General features: G+C 59.2%; 26 protein-coding genes. 12 read left to right on the top strand and 14 right to left on the bottom strand.

The features are described 5' to 3' along the window. Nucleotides 1-5: 5 nt before the first annotated feature. From AC2FD8_RS05755 to AC2FD8_RS05735, 5 genes are all read right to left on the bottom strand, one after another. On the bottom strand, nucleotides 6-956 hold the full coding sequence (locus AC2FD8_RS05755; RefSeq protein WP_496854472.1) for a 2-hydroxyacid dehydrogenase: 951 nt from the start codon (nucleotides 954-956) through the stop codon (nucleotides 6-8). Then, nucleotides 956-1,294 carry a tRNA-binding protein gene (locus AC2FD8_RS05750; protein ID WP_496854471.1) on the bottom strand — a complete coding sequence of 113 codons (339 nt, stop codon included), beginning with the start codon at nucleotides 1,292-1,294 and terminating at the stop codon, nucleotides 956-958. Before AC2FD8_RS05750 ends, AC2FD8_RS05755 begins: the two co-directional genes overlap by 1 nt. Then, nucleotides 1,287-2,102 carry a pyrroline-5-carboxylate reductase gene (gene proC / locus AC2FD8_RS05745; RefSeq protein ID WP_496854470.1) on the bottom strand — a complete coding sequence of 272 codons (816 nt, stop codon included), beginning with the start codon at nucleotides 2,100-2,102 and terminating at the stop codon, nucleotides 1,287-1,289. The genes AC2FD8_RS05750 and proC overlap by 8 nt, the downstream gene beginning before the upstream one ends. A gap of 38 nt (nucleotides 2,103-2,140) precedes the next feature. Beyond that, nucleotides 2,141-2,641 carry a type III secretion system chaperone family protein gene (locus AC2FD8_RS05740; protein WP_496854469.1) on the bottom strand — a complete coding sequence of 167 codons (501 nt, stop codon included), beginning with the start codon at nucleotides 2,639-2,641 and terminating at the stop codon, nucleotides 2,141-2,143. Between the two features lie 310 nt (nucleotides 2,642-2,951). Continuing rightward, nucleotides 2,952-3,200, bottom strand: coding sequence for an accessory factor UbiK family protein (locus AC2FD8_RS05735; protein ID WP_050604795.1), 249 nt, complete (start codon nucleotides 3,198-3,200; stop codon nucleotides 2,952-2,954). A gap of 97 nt (nucleotides 3,201-3,297) precedes the next feature. On the opposite strand from AC2FD8_RS05735, the gene lgt reads away from it, so the two are divergent. From lgt to AC2FD8_RS05710, 5 genes are all read left to right on the top strand, one after another. Further along, nucleotides 3,298-4,185 (top strand): prolipoprotein diacylglyceryl transferase, encoded by an 888-nt coding sequence (lgt, locus tag AC2FD8_RS05730; RefSeq protein WP_496854468.1) that lies wholly within the window; start codon nucleotides 3,298-3,300, stop codon nucleotides 4,183-4,185. Next, on the top strand, nucleotides 4,182-5,249 hold the full coding sequence (locus tag AC2FD8_RS05725) for a class I SAM-dependent methyltransferase (RefSeq protein ID WP_496854467.1): 1,068 nt from the start codon (nucleotides 4,182-4,184) through the stop codon (nucleotides 5,247-5,249). The genes lgt and AC2FD8_RS05725 overlap by 4 nt, the downstream gene beginning before the upstream one ends. Beyond that, nucleotides 5,246-6,004, top strand: a complete 759-nt coding sequence (gene pgeF, locus AC2FD8_RS05720; protein ID WP_496854466.1) for a peptidoglycan editing factor PgeF — start codon at nucleotides 5,246-5,248, stop codon at nucleotides 6,002-6,004. Before AC2FD8_RS05725 ends, pgeF begins: the two co-directional genes overlap by 4 nt. A 270-nt stretch (nucleotides 6,005-6,274) precedes the next feature. Beyond that, the gene (locus AC2FD8_RS05715; RefSeq protein ID WP_496854465.1) at nucleotides 6,275-6,403 is read left to right on the top strand and encodes a hypothetical protein; all 129 of its coding nucleotides are present in this window, start codon (nucleotides 6,275-6,277) and stop codon (nucleotides 6,401-6,403) included. Between the two features lie 326 nt (nucleotides 6,404-6,729). Continuing rightward, the gene (locus AC2FD8_RS05710; RefSeq protein ID WP_496854464.1) at nucleotides 6,730-7,512 is read left to right on the top strand and encodes a Hint domain-containing protein; all 783 of its coding nucleotides are present in this window, start codon (nucleotides 6,730-6,732) and stop codon (nucleotides 7,510-7,512) included. A 117-nt stretch (nucleotides 7,513-7,629) separates the two neighbouring features. On the opposite strand, the gene AC2FD8_RS05705 is transcribed toward AC2FD8_RS05710, so the two are convergent. Continuing rightward, nucleotides 7,630-8,130, bottom strand: a complete 501-nt coding sequence (locus tag AC2FD8_RS05705; protein ID WP_496854463.1) for an Lrp/AsnC family transcriptional regulator — start codon at nucleotides 8,128-8,130, stop codon at nucleotides 7,630-7,632. Nucleotides 8,131-8,355: 225 nt separating this feature from the next. Between AC2FD8_RS05705 and trxB the strand changes: the two genes are divergently transcribed. From trxB to AC2FD8_RS05685, 4 genes are all read left to right on the top strand, one after another. Further along, entirely contained in the window at nucleotides 8,356-9,297 is a 942-nt protein-coding gene (gene trxB, locus AC2FD8_RS05700) for a thioredoxin-disulfide reductase (protein WP_496854462.1), read from the top strand. A gap of 78 nt (nucleotides 9,298-9,375) precedes the next feature. Next, nucleotides 9,376-11,046, top strand: coding sequence for an adenylate/guanylate cyclase domain-containing protein (locus AC2FD8_RS05695; protein ID WP_496854461.1), 1,671 nt, complete (start codon nucleotides 9,376-9,378; stop codon nucleotides 11,044-11,046). A 226-nt stretch (nucleotides 11,047-11,272) separates the two neighbouring features. Further along, nucleotides 11,273-12,991: a bifunctional sulfate adenylyltransferase/adenylylsulfate kinase gene (locus tag AC2FD8_RS05690; protein WP_496854460.1), complete on the top strand. Its 1,719-nt coding sequence runs from the start codon at nucleotides 11,273-11,275 to the stop codon at nucleotides 12,989-12,991. Between the two features lie 137 nt (nucleotides 12,992-13,128). Beyond that, nucleotides 13,129-13,968 (top strand): hypothetical protein, encoded by an 840-nt coding sequence (locus AC2FD8_RS05685; RefSeq protein WP_496854459.1) that lies wholly within the window; start codon nucleotides 13,129-13,131, stop codon nucleotides 13,966-13,968. On the opposite strand, the gene AC2FD8_RS05680 is transcribed toward AC2FD8_RS05685, so the two are convergent. From AC2FD8_RS05680 to AC2FD8_RS05665, 4 genes are all read right to left on the bottom strand, one after another. Then, nucleotides 13,965-14,837: a hypothetical protein gene (locus AC2FD8_RS05680; RefSeq protein WP_496854458.1), complete on the bottom strand. Its 873-nt coding sequence runs from the start codon at nucleotides 14,835-14,837 to the stop codon at nucleotides 13,965-13,967. The genes AC2FD8_RS05685 and AC2FD8_RS05680 overlap by 4 nt on opposite strands. Next, the gene (locus AC2FD8_RS05675) at nucleotides 14,834-15,721 is read right to left on the bottom strand and encodes a PhzF family phenazine biosynthesis protein (RefSeq protein ID WP_496854457.1); all 888 of its coding nucleotides are present in this window, start codon (nucleotides 15,719-15,721) and stop codon (nucleotides 14,834-14,836) included. Before AC2FD8_RS05675 ends, AC2FD8_RS05680 begins: the two co-directional genes overlap by 4 nt. A 109-nt stretch (nucleotides 15,722-15,830) precedes the next feature. Then, nucleotides 15,831-16,055 carry a DUF1150 family protein gene (locus tag AC2FD8_RS05670; protein WP_170374662.1) on the bottom strand — a complete coding sequence of 75 codons (225 nt, stop codon included), beginning with the start codon at nucleotides 16,053-16,055 and terminating at the stop codon, nucleotides 15,831-15,833. Between the two features lie 5 nt (nucleotides 16,056-16,060). Further along, nucleotides 16,061-16,474: an Hsp20 family protein gene (locus AC2FD8_RS05665; RefSeq protein ID WP_058275530.1), complete on the bottom strand. Its 414-nt coding sequence runs from the start codon at nucleotides 16,472-16,474 to the stop codon at nucleotides 16,061-16,063. A 163-nt stretch (nucleotides 16,475-16,637) separates the two neighbouring features. On the opposite strand from AC2FD8_RS05665, the gene AC2FD8_RS05660 reads away from it, so the two are divergent. The 3 genes from AC2FD8_RS05660 (at nucleotide 16,638) to AC2FD8_RS05650 (ending at nucleotide 18,476) form a co-directional block, all read left to right on the top strand. Beyond that, nucleotides 16,638-16,862 carry a YdcH family protein gene (locus tag AC2FD8_RS05660; RefSeq protein ID WP_037308505.1) on the top strand — a complete coding sequence of 75 codons (225 nt, stop codon included), beginning with the start codon at nucleotides 16,638-16,640 and terminating at the stop codon, nucleotides 16,860-16,862. A 65-nt stretch (nucleotides 16,863-16,927) separates the two neighbouring features. After that, on the top strand, nucleotides 16,928-17,416 hold the full coding sequence (gene purE, locus AC2FD8_RS05655; RefSeq protein ID WP_496854456.1) for a 5-(carboxyamino)imidazole ribonucleotide mutase: 489 nt from the start codon (nucleotides 16,928-16,930) through the stop codon (nucleotides 17,414-17,416). Beyond that, a complete protein-coding gene (locus AC2FD8_RS05650; protein ID WP_496854455.1) occupies nucleotides 17,409-18,476 on the top strand; it encodes a 5-(carboxyamino)imidazole ribonucleotide synthase in 1,068 nt (355 codons plus the stop codon). The genes purE and AC2FD8_RS05650 overlap by 8 nt, the downstream gene beginning before the upstream one ends. Before the next feature lie 66 nt (nucleotides 18,477-18,542). On the opposite strand, the gene AC2FD8_RS05645 is transcribed toward AC2FD8_RS05650, so the two are convergent. The 4 genes from AC2FD8_RS05645 to groL all read right to left on the bottom strand — a co-directional run bounded on the left by AC2FD8_RS05645 (nucleotide 18,543) and on the right by groL (nucleotide 23,236). Next, nucleotides 18,543-19,694 carry an alpha-D-ribose 1-methylphosphonate 5-triphosphate diphosphatase gene (locus AC2FD8_RS05645; RefSeq protein ID WP_496854454.1) on the bottom strand — a complete coding sequence of 384 codons (1,152 nt, stop codon included), beginning with the start codon at nucleotides 19,692-19,694 and terminating at the stop codon, nucleotides 18,543-18,545. Continuing rightward, nucleotides 19,691-20,464 carry an alpha/beta fold hydrolase gene (locus AC2FD8_RS05640; RefSeq protein WP_496854453.1) on the bottom strand — a complete coding sequence of 258 codons (774 nt, stop codon included), beginning with the start codon at nucleotides 20,462-20,464 and terminating at the stop codon, nucleotides 19,691-19,693. Before AC2FD8_RS05640 ends, AC2FD8_RS05645 begins: the two co-directional genes overlap by 4 nt. A 44-nt stretch (nucleotides 20,465-20,508) precedes the next feature. Continuing rightward, on the bottom strand, nucleotides 20,509-21,345 hold the full coding sequence (locus AC2FD8_RS05635) for a DMT family transporter (protein WP_496854452.1): 837 nt from the start codon (nucleotides 21,343-21,345) through the stop codon (nucleotides 20,509-20,511). 247 nt (nucleotides 21,346-21,592) lie between these two features. Continuing rightward, nucleotides 21,593-23,236, bottom strand: coding sequence for a chaperonin GroEL (gene groL, locus AC2FD8_RS05630; protein ID WP_496854451.1), 1,644 nt, complete (start codon nucleotides 23,234-23,236; stop codon nucleotides 21,593-21,595). Nucleotides 23,237-23,250: the final 14 nt, after the last annotated feature.

Raw genomic sequence — 23,250 nt, 5'->3', positions numbered from 1 at the left:
GCGTTTTAGACCGGATTCGGCAAGTCGTGCCCGGCGACGAAGGCCGCCACGTTATCCAAAGCCATGTGCCCCATGCCGGTCCGCACCTCTTCGGTGGCGGTGCCCAGATGCGGCAGCAGGGTAACGTTCTGCATCTCGCGCAGCGCCTGCGGTACGACCGGTTCGAACTCGTAGACATCCAGCCCGGCCCCGGCGATCTGACCCGATTGCAGCGCGTTGACCAGAGCCGCCTCATCCACCACTTCACCCCGTGCGATATTCACCAGAATGGCTGAGGGGTTCATGGCCTCAAGCACTGCGGCATTGATCAGATGGCGCGTTTCTGCCCCGCCCGGAACCGCCAGAACCAGAAAATCGACCGAGGCCGCCAATACCGAAAGATCGGGGATATATTCAGCGTGATACTCAAGCTGTTTGGCACTGCGGGACTGATAGGCAACCTGCATGCCAAACCCGAAGTGACAGCGCCGCGCGATGGCCTGACCGATGCGGCCCATGCCGACGATGCCAACACGCTTACCGGTGACATGATGCCCCAGCATCTGCGTGGGATGCCAACCCTGCCAGTGATCAGCCCGCAGCAGTCGCTCTCCCTCACCCGCGCGGCGCGCGGTCGAAAGCAGCAAGGTCATGGCGATGTCTGCGGTCGCATCCGTGACCGCTCCGGGTGTGTTGGTCACAGCAATGCCCAAGGCGCTTGCGGCCCCGACATTGATGTGATTGTAGCCGACGCCAAAATTGGCCAACAGCTTGCAACGCGGATCAGGCACTTTGGCGAACACCTCGTCCGAGAACAGGTCGCCCAGAGTTGGCACAACCACGTCATAGTCCTGCAACGCCCGCACCATCTCAACCTCGGAAAGCGGGGTGGTTGCGGGGCGAATCTCAACATCGAACTCGGCAGCCGCTCGCGTTTCGATTGCGGCGGTCATGGGGCGCGTGATCCAGAGTTTCATCAGTGCATCCTTCCGCCGATAGGAACTTTCCCATCGGGGCCGATCAACACGATCTCACCGTTTTCATCCGGCAGACCAAGGACCAGAACCTCGGACATGAACTTGCCGATCTGGCGTGGCGGGAAATTGACCACAGCCATCACCTGTTTGCCGATCAGCGTCGACGGATCGTAATGCGCGGTGATCTGGGCCGAGGTTTTGCGCTCGCCAATCTCACCGCCGAAATCGATCCACATCTTGATCGCGGGCTTGCGGGCTTCGGGATAGGGCTCGGCGCGGATGACCTCACCGACGCGGATGTCGACTTTCATAAAGTCGTCAAACGAGATTTCACTCACGACCCAACTCCTTGGAGCGGTCAGTTGCAGCCTGTACGGCGCGGTGCAACAGGTTCGGGAAACCGTCCGCTTCGTGCATCAGAACCTCTAGCGCGGCCTGTGTCGTGCCATTGGGCGAGGTCACGTTGACCCGCAGTTGCGAGGGGTCTTCCTCGGCCGCCATCGCCAAGGCACCGGCGCCTGCAACCGTGGATTTCGCCAGTTTCATGGCCAGCTCATGCGGCAGACCCTGCGCCTGCCCTGCGGCGGCCAGCGTTTCAATCAGGTGGAACACATAGGCCGGGCCAGAGCCGCTGACGCCGGTGACCGCATCTATCTGAGCCTCGTCCGACAGACGCACGGTTTCACCAATCGCCGACAGCAGATTTTCCGCAAGGTCCAGATCGTCGCCGGACACATGTGCATTGCCGATCATCGCCGTGATACCCTGACGGATCGCCGCCGGTGTGTTCGGCATGGCCCGCACAATCGGGGTGCCTTCGCCCAACACTTCCTCAAACGTGGCAATCGAGGTGCCCGCTGCAACGGAAACGAACAGGCTGCCACCACCACCGAGGGCCTGAATTGCGGGCAGCGCCTCACCCATCATTTGCGGTTTGACAGCAACCAGCACGACTGCGGGGGATTCGGGCAGTGGCGTGTTGATGTTGACGCCTTGCGCTTTCAGCCAGTCCGAGGGGTAAGGATCAATCACCCAAACGGAAGCGGCGGGTAGGCCGTGATCCAGCCAACCCGCCAACATCGCGGACCCCATCTTTCCGCATCCCAATAACACAAGGCCCTGCTCGGCCACGCGTGACATGTCCATCTGTGCCCCTCCCCTTTTCAACGGTTCAGGGCAAAGGTTTACGCGCGGCCGTATGCCTCTGCAATGGCGACTTGCATCGCATCTTCCGGATCGCGATTGCCCCAAGTGACCAGCTGAATCGCCGGGTAGTAGCGCTCAGCGCTCATCACTGCGGCGGTGATCATCGTGTCGATCTGATCCGGGCTTGCGGTCTGCCCACCGGCCAGAACCAGGCCGTAGCGATAGACCATCAGCTTCTGGTTCGCCCAATAGGTAAACGCGCCCGCCCAGCACTGATCATTCATCTTGTTGAGCAGCTCATACAGCTGGCTCTCACGCTCGGACGGAGGCTCCATCTCGAACGAGCAAACCATGCGCAGCGTTTCGTCATAGTTGGACCAGGCCAGCGTGATCGAATAAGTCCGCCACTGCCCTTCGACAGCCATGGCAATCTGATCGTCGCCGATGCGGTCAAAATCCCAGTCGTGATGTTCGGCCAGATGTTCAACAATATCGATTGGATGAAGGTCTTCTTCGAGAAACTGCTCGGAAAGGGCCATAATGCCACCTCACTACTCTCTAGCATTTCGGGGCTGGCAGCGCCCCAGCGCTAGTTGCCTGCTCTACAAGCCGGGCTTCCCCCATATGCCTGTACTAAATATGGTGCGCCGCGAGAGGGTGTCTGGCAACCCCATTTCTTGGGGATAACAGCAATAAGTTGTGGACAGTCAGCAACGACGATCAAAATGTTGGCATCTTCTGCAGCTTTATCTTGATTAATTTCTGCAAGGCGGCATGATACACGGCACCGCACAATCCGACCTCGGATTGCGCGGCGTTAATCTTGTCTCAAAATTCTGGATATGGGCGTTACTTGTCCAGTTTCGCCTCAAGCGCGGCGATGCGCGCCTCAAGCGCGGCGTTTTCTTCGCGGGCCTTCTGGGCCATGGCGCGCACGGCGTCGAATTCTTCACGCGTGACGAAATCGCGGTCGGCCAGCCAACGGTCGATCATCGACTTCATCGCATTCTCGGCCTCTTCGCGTGCGCCCTGCGCCACACCCATGGCGTTGGTCATCAGCTGTGAAACGTCGTCGAGGATCTTGTTGCGGGTTTGCATGGCTTTTCTCCGAAATCGCGGTTCTACCCTATATGGGGAAGGATTGGCGCAGGCTCAAGGTTGACTTGCCCTGCAAACCCCGGGCAATGAGACGCATATGCAGGCTGTTCTGAATTTCCCCGATCTGTCGCCCGAGCTGTTCTCGATCTCGTTGTTCGGGATGGAGTTTGCGCTCAGGTGGTATGCACTGGCTTATATTGTCGGCATCCTGATTGCCTGGCGTCTGGCGGTGATGGCCCTGCAGCGTCCGGCCCTTTGGCGCAATGAGACGCCACCCATGAAGCCCGAGCAGCTGGATGACCTGCTGACATGGATCATCATTGGCGTCATTCTGGGCGGCCGGCTGGGCTTTGTGCTGTTTTATCAACCGGCCTACTACCTGTCGCATCCGGCGGATATCCTGAAGGTGTGGCAAGGTGGCATGGCCTTTCACGGCGGGCTGCTGGGGGTGATTGTCGCCTCGTACCTCTATGGTCGCCGTCACAACATTCCGACCCTGTCGCTGGGCGATCTGGTGGCCTATACCGTCCCGCCCGGCCTGTTGCTGGGGCGGCTTGCCAATTTCATCAACGCCGAACTTTGGGGGCGACCAAGCGAGCTGCCTTGGGCCGTCATCTTTCCCGGCTTTGCGGCGCAGGACTGCCCGGGCGTCGTGGCCGGCATGTGCGCCCGTCACCCTTCGCAGCTATACGAGGCGGCGCTTGAGGGTGTCCTATTGGGCGCAGTCCTTTTGTGGCTGGCCTATCGGCGCGGCGCGTTCCGGAAACCCGGCCTGATCATGGGCGTTTTCCTCGCAGGCTACGGGGCATCCCGCTTCGTGGTCGAATTCGTCCGTCAACCTGACGCTCAGTTCATCTCGCCCGGCAATCCGCTTGGGCTGGCGTGGCATATCGGCGGCTACGGCCTGACTATGGGGCAAATCCTGTCTCTGCCGATGATTGCCCTTGGCCTGTGGTTCGCCCTGCGCGCCCGGCGTACGGCATGAACCTGCACGATCTTCTGATCGCCCGAATCCGGCAAGACGGCCCGATGACGCTGGCCGATTATATGACCGAGTGCCTGCTGCACCCAACTCTGGGCTATTACTCCACGCGCGACCCGTTCGGTGCGCAGGGCGATTTCGTCACCGCGCCAGAAATCAGTCAGATGTTCGGGGAATTGATCGGGCTGTCACTGGCGCAAAGCTGGATAGATCAGGGACAGCCTTCTGCCTTTGCTCTGGCCGAACTTGGACCGGGCCGCGGCACACTGATGGTTGATATCCTGCGCGCGACCCGCTCGGTTCCCGGTTTTCATGCGGCGGCCAAGATTGTTCTGCTGGAAGCCTCCGAGACGCTCCGCGACGTGCAAAAGGCAACCCTGAAAGATCACAACCTGCAATGGATCACCGAAGTGGTGGATCTGCCGGACCTGCCGCTGTTTCTGGTGGCGAATGAGTTCTTTGACGCCCTTCCCATCCGCCAGTTCCTGCGCGATGGCACCGCTTGGCGCGAACGGATGGTGGGCGAGGCCGATGGCGCGCTGAGTTTTGGCCTTGGCCCCGCCACACCACAAGGGGCACTGCAGGACAGGCTGTCCGATACGCGAGACGGGGATCTCGTCGAACTTTGCGATGTCGCTATGCCGATACTAGCCACTATCGCCAGCCGAATCGCGCAGAACGGAGGGGCCGCTCTGATCGTGGACTATGGTGACTGGCGCTCGCTCGGCGATACGCTTCAGGCCCTGAAGGCGCATGAGCGTGCGGACCCTCTGCAAACCCCCGGTCGGGCAGACCTGACCGCGCATGTGGATTTTGAGCCCTTGGCGCTGGCAGCAAAGGCCGCAGGCTGTGCTTATACCCGCCTGACACCACAGGGCATTTTTCTGGAACGCCTGGGAATCACCGCCCGCGCGCAGGCCTTGGCCAAGGGTATCGGCGGCTTCAAGCTTGATGAACTGGTGGCCGCACATCGCCGGTTGACGCACCCCGATGAAATGGGAAATCTGTTCAAAGTGCTGGGCCTCTACCCGCCCCAAACTGCGCCTCCACCGGGACTGGAACCATGACTTTGGAAATTCTCACGTCGGATATGCTGGCCCCCGTAAAACACGGCTTTTTCAGCCGTAGAGGCGGCGCATCCTCGGGCGTCTTTGCGGGATTGAACTGCGGCTTTGGCTCGTCCGATCAGACAGAGATCGTAGCCCTGAATCGCCGACGGGTTGCTGACGCGATGGATGTCACGCCCGAGGCACTGGTTGGTGTGCATCAGATTCATTCGCCCGATGTGCTGACGGTGGATGCGCCCCTTACGGGTGACAAACCCAAGGCGGATGCGCTTGTGACCGCCACGCCCGGGCTGGCACTGACCATTCTGACCGCAGACTGCCAGCCTGTGCTTTTCTGCGACCCTGACGCAAATGTGATCGGCGCCGCCCATGCTGGCTGGCGCGGCGCTTTGGACGGAGTACTAGAGGCCACATTGGACGCGATGGAGGCTCTGGGGGCGACGCGCGAAAACACGCGTGCCGTGATTGGGCCATCCATTTCGCAGGCGGCCTATGAGGTCGGCCCCGAGTTTTTGGATGCGTTCATGACAGAGTCCCCGGAAAACAGCCGATTCTTCGCAAACGGCACCGATGACCGGCTGCAATTCGATCTGCCTGCCTTTGGCCTGCACAAATTGCGTCAGGCGGGCGTTGGGCAGACAGAATGGACCCGGCATTGCACGTATTCCGATCCGGATCGCTTTTATTCATACCGCCGGACAACTCATGCAAAAGAAGCGGATTACGGGCGGCTGATTTCGGCGATCAAACTGTAGAATGAGCCTCGAATAAGGCAAGGTCGCCACCTTTCCGCCACATTTATTGTGTTTATCTGACACAGAATCGTAGTGAATTTTGTGCCAGTACTCAGAAGGTTATCTGTCTTTGCCGACAAATAAATGCTGGTACCTCAAACAGGGGGAACGCCTAGCTATATTTTTGTCCGCATTTGATCCCGGTTAAGCCTTATCCATGCCGCAAATCGGCGTCACCTTAGGTTTACACACGGAACGAGGCACAGACCTCCGATCGAGCAGGACCAGAAAATGAAACAGAAATCTCGCTTTCTCAGCGCGGTCATTCAGGCCGCGCAGGACCAGAAACTGGAAATGCCGTGGAAGCGAGTTTCAAGCCATTCTGTCAGAGTTGCCCGCCGTTTGGCGACGCGACGCTGAAACAGAAAGCCAACGGAACCAAGCTGCCGGTTCCATTTGGTCAACGTGCACCGGGTAAGGCTCCGATCCGGTGTGCGTGGGATGCAACAACATCTGCATCCTGAGTTCGGAGCGTGTTTGTGGGTTTTTTCGCCCACGCTGTACGAGTTTGTCTGGGGGGTCAATGGATTGACCAATGGAATGCGAAATTACTTCGCTGTGCGCCGCGGCCATCGCCTGCGCCCAGAGGTTGCCCATTTATTTCAAGACAAAGAACCGAGCCGACAGATGGGCCTGCATGGGGGTATGCCCTGTCTGATCCGGTTCTAAAAAGGAACGGAATATTAATGACTATTCCAAAATCACTGGCCATTGCCGCCAGAAATGCTGTCGAAACGTCGGCGTTGCTACGCGACACTCCGCGACCGACAACAAAACAGAAAGCCCAGCTGCGCCGTTACGAAGTGAGCGCTCTGCTCAAAAACGGAGACATCGCGCAAACCCGGCATATCGCACCTGCCTTGCCAATGTTCGAGGACGCCTTTTGCGCCTTCTCACGGGGGTCACTTGTGGAAACCGAACAGGGACCCATGGCGATCGAGGATCTGCTGCCCGGTGATACTGTACTGACGCAAGACGGGAGTTCTGAGACCGTTTTGTGGAAGGGTTCGGTGACATTGGTCCCCGGCCGCGAGGACTCTCGCGGGCGCACCCGTCCTTTGACCCGGATCATGGCCGATACGTTTGGCATGCAGAAACCGATGTCCGGTGTCATTGCCGGACCTGCCGCGCGCCTGCTTGGAACTCCGGTCCATATGCGGCGCCTGCACGGTGGGTCGCCGATTCTGACGCCGGTGGCCGAGTTCCAGGATGGAATGGGCATAGTGGAAACAATGCCGCCGACTCCAGTGGAATTGTTTCACATTTGCCTGAAAAAACACGCGATCATCCGTGTAGACGGCCTGCCCTTTGAAACCTATCATCCAGGTGCTAATGCGGTTCGCATGATCAGCCATTCGTTACGGTCGATCTATCTGAACCTGTTCGCGCATATCGAATCGTTGAACGATTTTGGCCCGTTGCTTATGCCACGCGCCGGAGACGGAGAAATCGACGCGATATCAGCGTGAAGTGTTAAAGAGTACTGCAGAGTGGGGGCTTTATGCAGATTTTGATAGGATGGGCTTTGACCCTGGCGGTGGTGGCTATGCTGCCACCCTGCCCAACAGAAACACAGCGGATGTGGTTTAAGCCGAGCGGTTCATTCGGTCTTCCAACACATCGAACGGGACGCCTGGGTCGTCTTTTGCGCCGCGGATAACAAGCGATGTCTTTACGCTGGCCACGTTTGGCGTGGTCAGTAGTTCTCCGGTCAGGAACTGCTGAAAACTGCTAAGGTCGGGCGCGACGCATTTCAGGATGAAGTCGACCTCGCCATTCAGCATGTGACACTCACGAACCAGCGGCCATTGTCCGCATTGCGCCTCGAACGCGCTGAGTTCAGATTCCGCCTGGCTGTCCAATCCCACCATCGCAAAGACCTGAACCTCAAACCCAAGCTCGCGGGCGTTCACTTCGGCATGGTAGCCGGTGATAAACCCTGCTTCCTCCAACGTACGGACGCGGCGCAGACACGGAGGGGCCGAGATACCGACCCTTTTGGCCAGTTCAACATTGGTCATGCGACCGTCCGCCTGCAATTCCGCCAGAATCTTGCGATCAATTTCATCCAGCCGGGTCGTGACCATAAAACGCTCCTGATTTTTCGGTTCTTATATCAGCAGCCAGCGCACGCGCAATAATGTTTCGCACTCGCGCAATTTTCTTTATTTTCAGATCGCTCTTCTGCGCGGGATCATATCGCCAGGGCATATCGGGTTCTCTTCATGAAGGGGCTTTAAGCCTTGCCCGCCCGTCGCTATATCCTTGCGACGGGCAAAAGGCCCAATTCAGGCAGTTCGAGCGGGGGTACCATGGCCGACACACGACACACCAAGGTTCTGATCATCGGGTCAGGGCCCGCAGGCTATACAGCCGGGGTTTATGCTAGCCGCGCGATGCTGGAGCCCATTCTGGTGCAAGGGATCGAGCCCGGAGGCCAGCTGACAACCACCACCGAGGTCGAAAACTGGCCCGGCGATACCGAGGTACAAGGCCCCGACCTGATGGTCCGCATGCAGGACCATGCCAAAGCGATGGGCTGTGAGATCATTGGCGATATCATCAGCGATCTGGATGTCTCGAAACGCCCGTTCACCGCAAAAGGGGATAGCGGCACGGTCTACACCGCTGACGCGGTCATTCTGGCGACCGGCGCGCGGGCCAAATGGCTTGGCCTGCCGTCGGAAGAGAAATTCAAAGGCTTCGGCGTCTCGGCCTGCGCAACCTGCGACGGGTTCTTTTATCGCGGGCAAGAGATCGTTGTGATCGGTGGCGGCAACACCGCCGTAGAAGAGGCGCTGTTCCTCACCAACTTCGCCAGCAAGGTGACCCTGATCCACCGCCGCGACGAATTGCGGTCAGAAAAGATCCTGCAGGATCGCCTGATGAAGAACGAAAAAATCGAACCGCTCTGGTTCCACGAGCTGGACGAAGTCATCGGGACCGACGCACCCTTGGGCGTCGAAGGCGTGCGCGTCAAGAACGTGAAAACGGGCGAAATCTCTGAAATCCCGTGTAAGGGTGTTTTTGTCGCCATCGGCCATGCCCCGGCCAACGAGCTGGTCAAGGACACGCTGGAAACCCATATGGGTGGCTATGTCGTAACCAAGCCGGGATCGACCGAGACCTCGGTTCCGGGCGTTTTCGCAGCCGGTGACCTGACGGATCACATCTACCGCCAGGCCGTCACCAGCGCAGGCATGGGCTGCATGGCCGCCCTGGATGCCGAACGCTTTCTGGCCGAACAGGACTAAGGGCCACAGGGTCAGGCCAGACCGGCTTGACCCTATCCCCGCGCGGCCTCACACTGGTGCAAAACATGAGGGTCGCGCGTGGTCACAACGGACAACGCTCTTTGGCGTGGCGGGTGGTCAACCCGGCTTAGGATCGGCAGCGGGCTGGTCCTTTTTGTCTTTGCCTTCTTCCACTTTCTGAACATCGGCCTGGGCCTGTTTCACACCGACTATCTGCATGGCATGCAAGATGGTCGAAAGGCCGTGACCCGCCACGACGCCATGAGCGTGCTTCTCTACCTTGCGCTGATCGTGCATTCGGGCCTTGCGCTAACGTCGATCATAGAACGACGGACCTTGCGCATGCCGTTCAGCTCAGCCCTGCAAATCGTGCTGGGGCTGCTGATCCCGATCCAGCTGATCGTCCATATCATTCACACGCGCTACGCGCATGAGATCTACGATGTGAATGACGAAATGGGCTATATCATCATACTGATGTGGCCAAGCACTGCGATTTGGATGCAAAGCCTGCTATTGCTGATCGTGTGGATACATGGCTGCATCGGGTTGCACATGTGGCTGCGGCTGACCTGGTGGTGGGGCAAGACCCTACCCTATCTGATCGGTCTTGCGGTCTTTGTCCCCTCATTCGCGCTGGCCGGTGTGCTGACTGAGGGGCGCCGGATCTGGGCCGATTTTGCCGATGATTTCCTGCGCGAACAGTATATCGAACACTATAACTGGCCCTCGGCCGAAGCCTTCACAACCATGGCCCGCGTCGAAGACAACGCCATGACGGGTTTTTGGGTCGCGCTTGCGGCCACGGCGGCCTTTTATCTGGGCCGCAAGCTGTGGAGACGCCGGCATTCCGTAAAGATAACCTATGCCCGAGGCCCCGAGGTTTTTGCCGAAAAAGGCATGACCCTGCTTGAGATGTCACAGGCCAACGGAATCCCGCATGCCGCCCTATGTGGTGGCAAGGGCCGCTGCACCACCTGCCGCGTGATCGTTGAGGATGGCGGAGATCACCTGTCCCCGCCCAGCGAGATCGAAGCCCGCAGTCTGGCCGCCGTTGGGGCCTCAGCCCAGACACGACTGGCCTGTCAGATGCGCCCGACCGAGGCGGTAAAAGTCTATCGTGTTTTCCGCCCCGATGGTAAGCGCGACCGGGGTCATGCCAGTCAGGGTCAGGAACGTCAGTTGGCCGTGCTGTTTCTGGACATGCGCGGTTTCACCGCCCGAACGACGGGGCAACTGCCCTATGATATTGTCTTCCTTCTGAACCGGTTCTTTGACGCGATCGTGCCCTCGATCACGTCTCAGGGCGGGGTCGTCGACAAATATATGGGGGATGGGTTGCTGGCGGTTTTTGACAAACCCGACCCCCAGCAATCCGCCCGCGCCGGTCTGAAAGCGGCAATTGAGATCAGCCATGCGCTGGAACAGTTCAACCAACAGCTTTCATCCGAAGACAGCCCGCATATCCGTATCGGCATGGGGCTGCATCTGGGCGATCTGGTGCTTGGCGAAATCGGCGCGGCCGGTCACGCCGCGCAAACCATCATCGGGGACGCGGTAAATGTCGCCAGCCGCCTTGAAGCCGAAACAAAACCGCTGGGGGTTGAGCTTCTGGTGTCTGCCGAGCTGCTACAGGCCGCCGAGATGGATATCTCGGACGACCGCATCCAACCCTTCAAGCTGCGCGGCGTGTCCGAGCCGGTTCCAGCGCTGCCGGTCGCCCGCGCCTCGGAACTTGAAAAAGCCTGAGGCAACAGGAACGCGCATACTTACTGTGACACATTTGCGCTAGCTTACCGGAACTTTGATCGTCGGTTTTTCGCCGAATTGGAAAATTCTTCCAATCACGAGAAAAACCGCTCATATCCTCCTTAGTTTTACCTGACCCTGTGGACTCTGACCCGGTGGCGGGGCACATGCCGTTTCAAATGCCAAGATCACACTGGCGCATCATCACATCGACAAGAGTATTCCGATGACCATGCTAAGCAATCTCGCCCCTATATCCGAGCTTTATGTTTCCTATGACTCGGCCCAGAAACTGAAGGTTGAAGCTGCAGATCTGACCAGCCATGATCTGTCTCCACGCCAAATCTGTGATCTGGAACTGCTGATGAATGGCGGCTTCAATCCGCTGAAAGGGTTCCTGTCCGAGGCCGATTACGACAACGTGGTCGAGAACATGCGTCTGGTCGACGGCACGCTGTGGCCGATGCCGATCACGCTGGATGTCAGCGAAGAGTTTGCCGAAAGCATCGAACTGGGTCAGGACATCGCCCTGCGCGACCAAGAAGGCGTGATCCTCGGCACCATGACCGTGACCGACCGCTGGACCCCCGACAAATCGCGCGAGGCCGAAAAGGTCTTTGGTGCGGATGACGATGCACACCCGGCCGTCAACTACCTGCATAACGTCGCGGGCAAGGTCTATCTGGGCGGGCCGGTTGTCGGCATTCAACAGCCCGTTCACTATGATTTCCGTGGCCGCCGGGACACTCCGAACGAGCTGCGCGCCTATTTCCGCAAGCTGGGCTGGCGCCGCATTGTTGCGTTCCAAACCCGCAACCCGCTGCACCGCGCCCATCAGGAACTGACATTCCGCGCCGCGAAAGAGGCGCAGGCCAACCTGCTGATCCACCCGGTTGTCGGCATGACCAAACCGGGCGACGTGGACCACTTCACCCGCGTGCGTTGCTATGAGGCGGTGCTGGACAAATACCCGGCCTCGACCACCTCGATGTCGTTGCTGAACCTGGCGATGCGCATGGCTGGCCCGCGTGAGGCCGTCTGGCATGGTCTGATCCGCGCCAACCACGGCTGCACCCATTTCATCGTTGGCCGCGACCACGCTGGCCCCGGCAAAAACTCGGCTGGCGAAGATTTCTACGGCCCCTATGACGCGCAGGACCTGTTCCGCAAATATCAGGACGAAATCGGCGTTGAGATGGTCGACTTCAAGCACATGGTCTATGTGCAGGAACGCGCCCAGTACGAGCCGAATGACGAGATCCTCGACAAGGACGATGTCACGATCCTGAATATCTCGGGCACCGAACTGCGCCGCCGTTTGGCCGAAGGTCTGGAAATCCCCGAATGGTTCAGCTTCCCCGAAGTGGTCTCCGAGTTGCGCAAGACCAAACCACCGCGCAGTCAACAGGGCTTTACCGTGTTCTTCACCGGCTTTTCGGGCTCGGGCAAATCCACCATCGCCAACGCGCTTATGGTCAAGCTGATGGAGATGGGTGGCCGTCCCGTGACGCTGCTGGATGGCGACATTGTGCGTAAGAACCTGTCGTCCGAGTTGGGCTTCTCAAAAGAACACCGCGATCTGAACATCCGCCGCATTGGTTATGTGGCCAGCGAGATCACCAAGAACGGCGGTATCGCCATCTGTGCGCCAATTGCGCCCTATGCAACCACCCGCCGGGCTGTCCGGGAAGAGGTCGAACAGTTCGGTGCCTTCTGCGAGGTTCACGTGGCCACCAGCATCGAAGAATGCGAACGCCGCGACCGCAAGGGCCTTTATAAGCTGGCGCGCGAAGGTAAGATCAAGGAATTTACGGGCATTTCAGACCCTTACGATGTGCCCCAGAACCCTGAACTGAGCGTCGAGACCGAGAATGTCGAGGTCGATAACTGCGCCCATCAGGTTCTGCTGAAGCTTGAAAGCATGGGCCTGATCGCTGCAAACTAGGCCGCTGCGCTAAGCCAGATTGGAAACGGCCTCCGGTCACCGGGGGCCGTTTTTCGTGCAAACCAACGACCGAGATTGACAAAGATGCGTGGCCTTGATGCAGTCGGCCCAGTCAAATTCGGTACGGCCAATTCACGATGCACCCCTTTCCTCAAATCGCCAGCTTCTGGTTTGGCTCCGATCTCAGCTGGCTTGAGGCGCTGTGCATTCAATCTTATCTGGACCACGGCCATTCCTTCACCCTCTATGCTGCACATGACATCGCGAATATCCCGCATGGCGTCGACCTGCGGCACGCGTCCGAGATATTGTGGCCCGCCCCTTACGATCTGCGCCCCGAAGATCGGCTAGGCGTTGCGGTGTTTTCGGACATCTTCAGGCTGAAGTTGCAGGAACGCACGCAATCCATCTGGGTGGATCTGGATGCGCTGTGTCTGAAGTCTTTTGATTTTGCGTCCCCTTATGTCTTTGCCCCGTCTCAATCCGGTAAATTTCCCAATGGGGTGCTGCGCCTGCCGCAAGAGTCCCAGACCCTTGCGCAAATGCTGGCATTTGTCACCTCGGCCAACCCGACCCAACCCTGGCGCGGGGCCAAGCTGCGCAGGCGCAACGCGCAGCGTATCGCAGAGGGTGAAACCTGGGGGATCGAGGCGCTGCCATGGGGATGTTCCGGCCCAAAGGCGCTGGGGCATTTTCTGCGTGAGTCCGGCGAAGACATCCACGCCATGCCTGCCGATACGTTCTACCCCCTGACCAACGAGGCGCTTTGGAAGCTGCACGACCCAAGGCTTCCGCCAGATGCAGTCGAACGAGACGGGGTGCATTCCGTGCATGTCTTTGGGCATCAGAAAAAATTCATGGCGCAACAGACTGCGGGCCTGCCGGTGCGGGGTTCGTTTCTCAGCACACTGTGCGCGCGCCACGGTATCGATCCACAGAATAACCCGATCGCACCAATGGCTTGGATGGGTCTTTAACCAGACGCGCCCGATAGCTCATGCCGCAGCGCGCGCACGGCGCGCTCTTCGAACTGACCAAAGTCTGCGGCAGTGCCCTGAATCTCTTTCAGATGGGGCAGACGCTGGGCATAGTCTTCCTCGGATGCGGATTGGATCGCCTGCTGTATCTCCGCCTGAGTCTCGCAGAGGATCATCCCCGAGGTGTCCATGAAATCCCCGATATTCGGGCAGCCCCAGTAGATCGGAACGGTCGCACACAGGATCGAGTCGATGAGTTTCTCTGAGAAATAGTTTCGCTCCCGCACGTTCTCGATCACGACCGAATAGCGGTAGGGGGTCAGACCGTCCGATTTCTGCTCGAACGACGTGTATCCGCGCCCCATGATATCCACATCAGCCCCGGTTTCGCGGACCCAGTCGATCACGTCATGGCGCAGCTGGTGGCCCACAAGATCCCGCTTGGCCGAGGCGATCAGCGAGCAGGATTTGACCTTCTCAACCTGCAACGCCTGCCAGTCCGGCACCATCGTCACGCCGTAGGGCAGAAATACAGCGTTGGGCAGGTTTTCCAGCAAAACGTCGTGAAAGGTGAACACCCGAAAGAACCGTCGCCAAGTCAGGCGCAACTGTCTGTCATGTTTGGCATGGATGGCCGAAGGCTCGCCCATCATCAGCGAAATCCGCGCCTTCGTGCCCCGCCGCAATCGCCAGTGAACCGTTGAATTGGGATACATAATCAGATGATCTGTCGGCGCGAGGTCACCAACTGTTTTGCCCAACAAACGATCCGGGCAGCCCTCATGCCAGATCAGCTCGGACAGAGGCACCTCGGCCAGTTTCGGGCCCAGACGGTGCCCGTAGGGCAAAACAGCAATCGCTTCGGTCATTGATCCGCCTCGGGCAAGTCGACCTGTCCGCGCATCAGAACATAGCCCTGCCCTGCCACCTTGATCCCGGTCATGGCATCAGAGGGACCAACGCGCGTCACCGTCGCCTGCCCCGGACGCCCCATGTCGTGGCCCTGTTCAGCGATGAATGAGTCTTTCTCCATCAAACCGTATTTCCAAAGATAGGCTGCCATTGCGCCGGTGGCAGAGCCGGTAAAAGGGTCCTCGGGCGGGCTGGGCGGGGCCAGCAGCAGGCGTGAGAAGGTATCCCCCTGCGCCGTTGCCCCCTGCAACGTCACCAAAAACGGCTCGGCCATGTCAGAGCCGGAATAACCCGCCGCAGCCGCCACCTGTCGCAGAGGCCCTTCAACCAGCCGCGCGGCGCGCAAAGCGTCGTGATCCCTCAGAACCGTGATACAGAACGGCAACCCGGTTGAAACCAGTTGGGGCGGAGAAATGATGGCCTCTTCGGGCAGGGAAATCGCTCTTGCAACCAGATCGGCGGGAACATGTGCCCCAAATTCCGGCGCAACTTGCGTCATCTCGATCTCATCACCGTTCAGACGAATGGCGACAAGGCCCGCCCCGGTTTCCAAAGTCAGAGAGTCGCCGTCAACCAGCCCACGCGACCGAAGTGCCGCGACCGTTGCGATGGTCGGATGACCGGCAAAGGGGATTTCACGGCTGGCCAGAAAATACCGAACCCGGATATCGGCAACATCCGACGGGCCGGTAAAGGTACACTCGACCAGAGAGGTTTCGCGCACATAAGCCATGCAGACCTCATCCGACAGATGGGCCGCGCCATGGATCACTGCGCAGCCATTGCCGCCAAAGGCTGTGTCGGTAAAGGCATCTACCCAGTCAAAATCGAACCAGCTCATCCAACGATTCCTTACATGCACATGTCATCCCGGATGCAATCCGGAGCCAGTGCATGTTTCGCTGGTGTCGGGCGGAATGTCACGCGCAAACGCGTGTGGCTGGGGCCGTTCAGTGAACGGCCACCGGTGAAAGGTCATGCTCGCGGGCCAGCACAAAGGCCAGCTTGCGGTCGGCGACAAGCGCCAGTTGCTGCCCATCGGAATCGTGCACGGCGTACAGTTGATCCAGATCTCCGGCCTGATCGCGCAGATCGCTGGGCAGATCGGCAACCTCGACCGTTTTGACATATACGATACGGTCGCCTTCGGTGTTGATTTCAATCGGTGTATTCATTGCTCTTACCCCTTTCGTATATTGATTGTCTGCACCACGGTTTCCGGCACGGCGCGGGTCAGATCCACATGCAGCAGACCGTTTTCCATGATCGCCTCGCCCACCTCGACACCGTCGGCCAGCACGAACATGCGCTGGAATTGACGCGCCGCGATACCGCGATGCAGGAAGATGCGCCCCTCGCTATCGTCGCGCTGACGACCTCGGATCACCAGTTGGCGGTCCTCGATGGTGATCGACAGATCCTCTTCTGCGAACCCGGCCACCGCCAGAGTTATGCGGTAGGAAAAATCCGAGGTCTGTTCGATGTTGTAGGGCGGATACCCTTCGTTGCCAGCCTTTGCAGACCGTTCCAGAAGGCGTTCCAATTGCTCGAACCCCAATAGATGTGGGTATGAGCCCAAGGTAAGTTTCGACACGTGTTCTCGTCCTTTTATGTCAAAGCGACGTATTGGGCGGCCCCGTTCTGGCAACCGCACAAGATAGAATATGGGAAGAAACCGGGATGTCCACAAGGTCTGGCGCGATAACGTCTTGCACACTATCTTGTTGGGGACACACCACAACAAGCCCGAGTCGCCAATGAACGCGCCCACTGACCTATCCATGAAAACCGACGAAGTTCTGCGGGTTGAGCTGGAGGTTTTTCGCCGTCAGCACCGTGATCTTGATGAGGCGATCGAGGCGTTGCAGGCCACCGGCACATCCGATCAATTGACGATCAAACGCTTGAAAAAGCAGAAACTGCGGCTGAAAGACATCATCCGCCTGATCGAGGATCGCCTGACCCCCGACATCATCGCCTGACGCATTGCCACGCATACGGATTTGGCTATAGTGCGCGCTCTTTCGAACGGCAGGGACGCAAGCGGATGAGCGATGTGAAAGTGGGTATCATCATGGGCAGCCAATCGGATTGGCCCACGATGAAAGAAGCCGCCAATATCTTGGATGAATTGGGCATCGCGTATGAAAAACGCATCGTTTCGGCCCACCGTACCCCTGACCGCCTGTGGGACTATGGTAAGACCGCCGCGTCGCGCGGTCTGCATGTGATCATCGCAGGCGCTGGCGGGGCCGCGCATTTGCCTGGCATGATGGCGTCGAAAACTCGCGTGCCTGTGATCGGTGTTCCGGTGCAGACGCGGGCTTTGTCGGGCGTCGACTCGCTATATTCGATCGTCCAGATGCCCAAAGGGTTTCCTGTGGCGACCATGGCAATTGGTTCGGCCGGTGGGGCCAATGCGGGCTTGATGGCGGCTGGTATTCTGGCCTTGCAGGACAGCACTCTGGCCGAACGGCTGGACGCGTGGCGTGAGGCTCTGTCCGCCTCGATCCCGGAGGAGCCTGTTGATGAGTGACGCTCTGCAAACCGGTGCCCGGATTGGAATCCTGGGCGGAGGCCAATTGGGCCGGATGCTGTCGGTCGCGGCCTCCCGCTTGGGGTTTGTGACCCATATCTTTGAGCCGGGCGCGAACCCGCCCGCAGCGCAAGTCGCCGACCGCGTGACAACCGCGCCCTATGACGACGCCGACGCGCTGCGCGCCTTCGCCGACTCGGTCGATGTCATCACCTACGAGTTCGAGAACATCCCGACAGAGGCGCTGGACCTGCTGGAAGCCCACCGCCCGATCCGTCCGGGACGCGAGGCTCTGCGGGTCAGTCAGGATCGGTTGACCGAGAAGAATTTCCTGCAAGGTCTTGGCCTCAACACCGCGCCCTTTGCGGACGTCACCGATCTGGCAAGCCTGAATACGGCCATTGAGGAAATCGGCACACCTGCGATCCTGAAAACCCGCCGCTTCGGTTATGACGGCAAAGGGCAGGCCCGCCTGCGCGCGCCTGAGGATGCCGAGGCTGCTCTGGCCGATATGGCGGGCGCGCCTGCGATCCTAGAGGGATTTGTGGAATTCACCCACGAGGTCTCGATCATCGCGGCCCGCGGACTTGATGGTCAGGTCGCTTGCTTTGACCCCGGTGAGAACGTTCACCGCGATGGCATCCTGCACACCACAACGATCCCTGCCCGCCTGCGCCCGGCGCAGCGGACGGATGCAGTTCTGTTGGCAGCCAATGTCCTGAATGCTCTGGACTATGTGGGCGTGATGGGTGTGGAGTTGTTCGTCACACCCTCGGGCCTGATCGTGAACGAAATCGCGCCTCGGGTGCATAACTCGGGCCACTGGACGCAGAATGGCTGCGCCGTCGACCAGTTCGAGCAGCATATTCGTGCCGTGGTCGGATGGCCTTTGGGCGACGGGCAGCGGCACTCGGATGTGGTGATGGAGAACCTGATCGGCGACGATATGGACCGTGTACCGGAACTGGCGCAGGAGCGGGACGTTGCCCTGCACCTGTACGGCAAGACCGAGGTCAAGCCAGGCCGGAAGATGGGACACTTCAACCGGATCGTCCGCTGAAAGAAATCGCGCATTCTGCGCGATGCCTCCGGCGGAGGTATTTTTGAACAGAAGAAGATGAGGCGGTTAGGTGAAAAATCTGGCCGCCACATCGCCGGACATATGGCTGACACGTCCGCCAGCAAAGGTGGCGGCGACGCGGTGGGTTTTGGCGTCCAGAATGACGATATCAGCGCGTTGACCCGGTACCAGCGTGCCGCGATCTGTCAGGTCGAGAACCCGTGCAGGGCCGGATGAAACCAGCGCCCACGCGCTTGCAAAATCCAGCAACCCGCTCTTTGCCAACATCAACGCGGCGCGGCGCGGGCTGGGGTAGTGGTAATCCGAGGCCAGAGCGTCACACAGCCCCATCGCGATCAGGTCCAGCGCGCTGGCGTTGCCCTTGTGGGAGCCACCACGCACCACGTTCGGCGAGCCCAGGATGATGTGATCTCCGGCCGCGCGTGCGGCTTCGGCTGCGGCGAGAGTTTCGGGGAATTCGGCGATCGAAACGCCGCGGGCGCGCCATCCTGCACGGGTCTCAGACGTGGCATCATCATGGCTGCCCAAGCGCACGCCGTTTTGGGTCAATGCAGCGCAAAGCGTGTCAAGTGCGGCAGGGACTTCGTCGCTGCGGGCATGCATGGATAACAGCATCTCAAAATGCGCATCGGGGTTGCGCCCCGCTTTCAAGGCCTGCCCGGTCAGACGCGGTGGTTTGCGCCCTTCGGCCAGACGGTCATGCGGCAGGTGGTCGTTGAACACAACATAAGGCACCCGCCAATCCGCGATCTTTTCGGCCAGCCATTCATAGTCGTCCAGCATATGCGTCTCGAACCGCAATTGCGGGATCAGATCCGTGACGGTGTCGTCCTTGACCTCGGCAATCGCCTTGAACACTTGAGAGGCGAAGTCTGGCCCGCGCACCCCGCCCTCCCAGCTATAGAACTGGGCCAGAACGCCGGTGGTGATTCCGTTGGCGGCAAGCTCGGCCTCGACCGACAGAATGCCTTCGTTCATCTGCTTCATGGCACCACGGCGCGGGGCAATGTGACGTTCAAACCCGTCCCCATGCAGGTCGATGATGCCAGGCAAAACCAGATAGCCAGACAGATCAATTTGTCGCCCAGTCCGGTCGCCCTGCACCTTCCCTTCGGCAATTGGCAAATCGACACGCGACAACCCGGCCTCCGGCAGCAGAACCTCTGCTCCGGTCAAGGTCAGTTCCAATGTGGTCATTCCGTGCGCTCCGAGTCCGGCTCCGAGCAATCCTGCCCGATACAGATCTCGTCAATTATGTCCATCACTCCATCAAGCCATGTGATTTGCGGGTCGAATTGCCCGAACTCAATGAAGTGCAACGCCTGCGCCATGACGCGAGGATTGTTCATCATGAAAGTATGCGTCACGGGCAGAACGATGTGATCCGCCATACCTTCGACCTGGGTCGTCCGGATCGACACTTTGCCATCGTCAGGCCCGTCTATCATCGACGAAAAGACCGGGTTCAGAGAATTTTCTCCCGCGATCACCCCAAGCTCGAACTCAACTGCTGGCAATTGACGTGGGATACCTTCGGGACCTGTACCCAATTGCAATCCCGCCGGACCATTGAGATACCCAAATACTTCCCATGCGCTCAATTCATCTACCAGCTGGCTGCCCTGATTTGGCGGCCCAAGCATGACAACGCGGCCCAAGTCCTCCGGATCATGATCTTGCAGCCAATAGCGCAACAGGATACCCCCCATGGAATGCGCCACGACATTCGCGGTGTCGTCCCCGCATTCAGCGAACGCATCGGGCAGAGTTTGCTCGGCCAGTTCCGGAATACCCATATCGGTCGAAGGGTAGCCGGGGCGCACGACCGAGTAGCCATGCGCCTTGAACAGCTGCTCCATCACCGAAAAGGACGCTTCGGTTCGCGCCAACCCATGCAGCAAAATCACGCATTTTGCGTGGGCGGCGACCGGGAGACACAGAAGAACTATGGCAAAAAGAACTCTCATACCCGCCAGATAAGGCCTATTTCAACTCGGGGAAAGATGTGACCTCAGGTTCTGCGCTGTACTGCCAGCGCGATCCCGCCCAAAACCAGCGTCGCGCCGATGATCAATCGTAGGCTTGCCACCTCACTCAACAGCAAAATTCCCGCAGAGATGGCAATGACGGGAACGCTCAATTGCACGACTGCCGCGACCGAAGGGGCAAGCTGCGGCAACACACGATACCAGAGCGCATAGCCAAGGCCCGAGGTCACACCCCCGGACAGAGCCGCCAGAAAATAGCCAAACCCGGTCATCTGCCAAGTGCCACCTGTCACCAGCAAGGCCATAGCCGTGACGGGCAAGGCGACAACGAAATTGGCCGCCGTGCCTTCCAACGCGTTCGGTTCGGACCGTCCGGCCAAGGAATAAGCAGCCCAACCAATTCCTGCCGCAACCATCAGTGCAGCCCCTAAGGCGTCCACCTGAACGGTCCCCGATGGCCAAAGCACGAAGGCTAACCCACCCAGCGCGACCGCTGCGCCTGCCAATTGGCGCGCCGTAGGGGTCGCTCCGGTCACAGCGCCGACGGCGAACATGGTGATCTGAACAACACCGAACAGGATCAACGCCCCCAACCCTGCGTCGAGGGTTAGATAAGCCACTGAAAAACCGATCATATAGAGCGACAGCGACCCCGCCCCGATGATCCGGCGTGGCGACCGAAGCGGCAGAACCCCACCCTTCAAAAAAACCAACACGGCCAGAACCACCGCCCCCGCGAGAACACGGACGACGGCGAACCCCGCAGAATCACTCGCCCCGCTCTCAATCGCCAGCCGGTTCAGAATCGAATTGGCCGCAAACGCACACATCGTCAGGCAGGTCAGCAAAAACAATCTCATAAAGCCCGCATAACGCGTTGGTCGCACTTTGCACACTCACTTTCCAGCCAAACGCAACGCCTATCCTTCTTCTGTTCAAAAATACCTCCGCCGGAGGCATGGCCGCACAGCGGCCATTCAAAACGAAACGGGGCCGCCCAAAGGCGACCCCGCTCGTAAGCAGTTGGGCTGTCCCTCTCGGCAGCTTGGCCTTGCGGCCAAACGCCTGTCGGGATCGGCAGGATTTCCTTACGGAAATTCGCCTTGCTTACATCATGCCGCCCATGCCACCCATGTCGGGCATGCCGCCGCCAGGTGCCGCGCCTTCTTTGGCGGGCTTGTCGGCAACCATTGCTTCGGTGGTGACCAGCAGGCCAGCAACCGAGGCCGCATCTTCCAGAGCGGTACGAACAACTTTGGCCGGGTCGATCACGCCGAACGAGAACATGTCGCCATATTCTTCGGTCTGCGCGTTGAAGCCGAACGATACATCGCCGGATTCACGGACTTTGCCCGCAACAACTGCACCGTCAACACCTGCGTTCTCGGCGATCTGGCGCAGCGGCGCTTCGATTGCCTTGCGAACGATGTTGATACCAGCGCTCTGGTCAGCGTTTGCGCCTTCCAGCGATTCCAGTGCTTTACCGGCCTGAACCAGCGCAACACCACCGCCCACGACAACGCCTTCCTGAACGGCAGCGCGTGTCGCGTTCAGAGCATCGTCCACACGGTCCTTACGCTCTTTCACTTCGACTTCGGTCATGCCGCCGACGCGGATAACAGCAACACCGCCTGCCAGTTTGGCAACGCGCTCTTGCAGCTTCTCACGGTCGTAATCCGACGAGGTTTCTTCGATCTGGGTGCGGATCTGAGCAACACGTGCTTCGATCTCGGCTTTCTCGCCAGCACCGTCAACGATGGTGGTTTCGTCTTTGGTGATTTCGATTTTCTTGGCGGTGCCCAGCATGTCCATGGTCACGGACTCGAGCTTCATACCCAGATCTTCGCTGATGACCTGACCACCGGTCAGGATCGCGATGTCCTGCAGCATGGCTTTGCGGCGATCGCCGAAGCCCGGTGCTTTGACAGCAGCAATTTTCAGGCCGCCGCGCAGTTTGTTGACCACGAGGGTTGCCAGCGCTTCGCCTTCAACGTCTTCCGCGATGATCAGCAGCGGCTTTTGCGACTGGATCACCTGCTCCAGCAGCGGAACCATCGGCTGCAGCGAGGACAGTTTCTTTTCGTGCAGCAGGATCATGCAGTCGTCCAGATCTGCAATCATCTTGTCCGCATTGGTGACGAAGTAAGGCGACAAGTAGCCACGGTCGAACTGCATACCTTCGACAACATCGGTCTCGGTTTCCAGACCTTTGTTTTCTTCGACGGTGATGACGCCTTCGTTGCCAACCTTCTGCATCGCGTCTGCGATCTGCTGGCCGATTTCGGCTTCGCCGTTCGCCGAGATGGTACCGACCTGAGCAACTTCTGCGCTGTCTTTGACTTCGCGCGACGCGTCTTTGATGCCTTCAACAACCTTGGCAGTCGCCAGGTCGATGCCGCGCTTCAGGTCCATCGGGTTCAGGCCCGCTGCAACCTGCTTCAGACCTTCGCGAACGATGGCTTGTGCCAGAACGGTTGCGGTGGTGGTGCCGTCGCCGGCTTCGTCATTGGTGCGGCTGGCGACTTCTTTCACCATCTGCGCGCCCATGTTTTCGAACTTGTCTTCCAGTTCGATTTCCTTGGCAACCGAAACACCGTCTTTGGTGATGCGCGGCGCGCCGAAGGATTTGTCCAGAACCACGTTGCGGCCTTTGGGGCCCAGGGTCACTTTAACAGCATCGGCCAGGATGTTCACACCTGCCAGCATGCGGTTACGGGCATCGGTGTCGAATTTGACGTCCTTTGCAGCCATGTCGTTTCTCCTTG

It is taken from the genome of Ruegeria sp. YTSC192, assembly GCF_059609705.1.
This window is presented reverse-complemented; position numbering and strand designations above follow the sequence as displayed.